General features: G+C 41.4%; 3 protein-coding genes. 2 read left to right on the top strand and 1 reads right to left on the bottom strand.

The features are described 5' to 3' along the window. On the bottom strand, positions 1–86 hold an 86-nt coding region (locus tag BACCELL_RS27825; RefSeq protein WP_428829214.1), incomplete at its 3' end, for a DNA gyrase subunit A. A gap of 405 nt (positions 87–491) precedes the next feature. Between BACCELL_RS27825 and BACCELL_RS21720 the strand changes: the two genes are divergently transcribed. Together BACCELL_RS21720 and BACCELL_RS26205 are read left to right on the top strand one after the other, a co-directional pair. Further along, positions 492–3014 (top strand): ATP-dependent Clp protease ATP-binding subunit, encoded by a 2523-nt coding sequence (locus BACCELL_RS21720; protein ID WP_007214236.1) that lies wholly within the window; start codon positions 492–494, stop codon positions 3012–3014. A 125-nt stretch (positions 3015–3139) separates the two neighbouring features. Then, a partial coding sequence (locus BACCELL_RS26205; RefSeq protein WP_007214235.1) for an ATP-binding protein occupies positions 3140–3721 on the top strand: 582 nt, incomplete at its 3' end.

Genomic DNA, 3721 nt, shown 5'->3' with positions numbered 1-3721 from the left:
CCCATCATTCCGAAGAGAATTCTACGGTGGACAGGCTTAAAACCATCTCTAACATCCGGAAGGGCACGCGAAACGATGACCGACATGGAGTAGTCAATGTACGATGACTTCATTTCCTCCTCGATGTTAATCTTTATAATTCTGTCTTGTTCAAGCATTTAAAAAGATTATTAATTATACATACTTTGGTTCATGAAAAACCACGCTAAAGTACTGCTTTTTTACGATATACAAAAGTTTTCGCCCATAAACTTTATTTCAGAACCATTCTCTCACCTACTTTGTTCTTATAATATATAAATAAGGTATTAATAAGGAGCTTTTTCCCAAGAATGAAAGCACTTTAGTATGATACTGGTGAACGGATATTAAACTGTGGCACGGGTTTTGTATATAAATAATAAATAAAACGATGAAATACGTACTGGAAATTATAAATGCGTATCTTTGTATTAAGTAACACCTTAGAATAAGGAAGGAGAATATTAAGTATGAATAATCAGTTTTCACAAAGAGTTTCTGACATTATCACTTACAGCAAGGAGGAAGCTAACCGGCTGAAAAATAGATATATCGGTCCGGAGCATCTTCTACTCGGCATGTTGCGAGACGGCGGAGGGAAAGCTATAGAAATATTGCAGAAACTGGATATAGACCTAAACAGAGTTAAGAAACGTCTGGAAGGTTTTTTAAAAGAGATTGAAGATGATAACTTGTTGCCCGATGCAGACATTCCATTGTCTCCGATGGCAGCTAAGATATTGAAAATGTGTATACTCGAGGCTCGTCTGCTGAAGAGTGCCACTGCTGATACTGAACATGTATTGCTGGCTATCTTGAAAGACGGTAATAATTTGGCCGCTACGGTATTGGAAGAAAATAATATAGATTATAAGTCAGTGTTCGAACAGCTTTCCATGAAAGCCAGCCCTAACGCAGGTATGGGATTTACGGAAGATGATGACGAGGAAGAAGATGAAATGAATATGTCTTCACGCTCTTCTCAAAGTGGTAGTTCACAGTCTTCTACGCAAACTGCGTCTAAGAAACCATCCAATGATACTCCGGTATTGGATAACTTTGGTATGGATATGACCCGGGCTGCGGAAGAAGGTAGACTGGATCCTGTGGTAGGTCGTGAACGTGAAATCGAGCGGTTGGCTCAGATATTGAGCCGTCGTAAGAAGAATAACCCGGTATTGATAGGTGAACCTGGTGTAGGTAAATCAGCTATTGTAGAGGGATTAGCATTACGTATTGTTCAGAAGAAAGTATCCCGTATTCTGTTTGATAAACGTGTGGTAATGCTTGATATGGCTTCTGTAGTAGCCGGAACCAAGTATCGCGGACAGTTTGAGGAACGTATTCGTTCTATCATTAATGAGTTGCAGAAGAATCCGAACGTAATTCTGTTTATTGACGAGATTCACACGATTGTGGGTGCCGGAGCAGCTGCCGGTTCTATGGATGCTGCCAATATGTTGAAACCTGCATTGGCACGTGGTGAAATACAATGTATAGGTGCCACTACCCTTGATGAATACCGGAAGAATATAGAAAAAGACGGTGCTTTGGAACGCCGTTTCCAGAAAGTGATTGTTGAACCGACCACTGCTGAGGAAACGCTCCAGATATTGAAGAATATTAAAGAGAAGTACGAAGACCATCATAATGTGACTTATACGGATGAAGCGCTGGAAGCATGTGTCAAGTTGACAGACCGCTACATTACTGACCGTAATTTCCCGGATAAGGCTATTGATGCTCTGGACGAAGCCGGTTCGCGCGTCCATCTGACAAACATTACTGTTCCGAAAGAGATTGAAGAACAGGAGAAACTGATTGAAGAAGCCCGTCAACAAAAGGCGGATGCGGTGAAATCGCAGAATTTCGAACTTGCTGCCAGTTTCCGTGATCATGAGAAAGAGTTTTCTGCTCGTCTGGAAGAGATGAAGGCTGAATGGGAAGCTCGCTTAAAAGATGATCGCCAGATAGTTGGTGAGGAGGAAATTGCGAATGTGGTTTCTATGATGTCCGGTGTGCCTGTACAGCGTATGGCGCAGGCTGAAGGTATCAAGTTGGCGGGTATGAAAGAAGAGTTGCAAGCTAAAGTTATAGCTCAGGACCCGGCTATTGAAAAGGTGACGAAAGCAATTCTGCGTAGTCGTGTAGGATTGAAAGATCCTAACCGTCCTATCGGAACATTCTTGTTCCTGGGGCCTACGGGTGTGGGTAAAACTCACTTGGCGAAACAGTTGGCGAAATATATGTTTGGCTCTGCCGATGCGCTGATACGTGTGGATATGAGTGAATATATGGAGAAGTTTACCGTTTCTCGTCTTGTTGGTGCACCTCCGGGATACGTAGGATACGAAGAAGGCGGACAGTTGACAGAGAAAGTGCGCCGTAAACCTTACTCTATCGTATTGTTGGACGAGATTGAGAAAGCTCACCCGGATGTATTCAACATCTTGTTACAACTGATGGATGAAGGTCGTCTGACTGACAGTTATGGCAGAACTGTAGACTTCAAGAATACAGTGGTTATCATGACTTCAAACATTGGTACACGTCACTTGAAAGACTTCGGTCGTGGTGTAGGTTTTGCCGCCCAGAATCGTACGGATGATAAAGAATATTCACGTGGCGTGATACAAAAGGCTTTGAATAAGTCATTTGCCCCTGAGTTTCTGAACCGTGTCGACGAGATTATTACTTTCGACCAGCTTTCGCTGGATGCTATCGAAAAGATTATCGATATCGAGTTGAAAGGCTTGTATGAGCGCGTAGAATCTCTTGGATATAAGCTTGTTATTGATGCTAAAGCCAAGACATTCATGGCATCTAAAGGATACGATGTGCAGTTTGGTGCCCGCCCGTTGAAGCGTGCCATCCAGACTTATTTGGAAGATGGACTTTCGGAATTGATTATTTCTTCCGAATTGCAGACGAGTGATACGATTTCTGTCTCTTTGAACGAAGAAAAAGGAGAACTGGACATCAAGAAAGTATAAAAATGAAGTCTTCTTAGAAGATGATAAACAGTCAAAATGTCAGTCCTTATGGGCTGGCATTTTTTTTGCATTATACTTGCCAAACGATTAAATATATAAACTTAAAAATATAAATCATAAGTAGTATGCAAAAAGGAAATATTGGGGTAACTACCGAAAACATTTTCCCCGTTATCAAAAAGTTCTTGTACAGCGATCATGAAATTTTTCTCCGTGAGTTAGTTTCTAATGCCGTAGATGCTACGCAGAAGTTGAAAACCTTAGCCTCTATTGGCGAGTTTAAAGGTGAGGTTGGCGATTTGACCGTACATGTGTCTTTAGGAAAAGATACAATTACTGTTTCAGACCGTGGTATTGGTTTGACTGCCGAAGAAATCGACAAATATATCAACCAAATTGCCTTTTCAGGTGCCAACGATTTCCTGGAGAAGTATAAGAATGATGCTAATGCAATTATCGGCCACTTCGGTTTAGGCTTTTATTCAGCTTTCATGGTGGCTAAGAAAGTGGAAATAATCACGAAATCCCATAAAGAAGGTGCTCAAGCAGTGAAATGGAGTTGCGATGGCAGTCCGGAGTTCACTATTGAGAACATTGATAAAGCTGACCGTGGTACAGATATAGTACTTTACATTGACGATGAAAGTAAAGAATTCCTGGAAGAGGCCCGCATTTCTTCTCTGTTGAAGAAATATTGTAGTTTCCTT

The organism is Bacteroides cellulosilyticus DSM 14838, from assembly GCF_000158035.1.
Classification (GTDB): Bacteria; Bacteroidota; Bacteroidia; order Bacteroidales; family Bacteroidaceae; genus Bacteroides; species Bacteroides cellulosilyticus.
The sequence above is the reverse complement of the archived record's forward strand: the minus strand, read 5'-3'. Positions and strand labels throughout refer to the sequence as shown.

Coding starts and splice junctions, on each gene's coding strand:
- BACCELL_RS21720 (WP_007214236.1), top strand. CDS start 492: ATGAATAATCAGTTTTCACAAAGAGTTTCTGACATTATCACTTACAGC.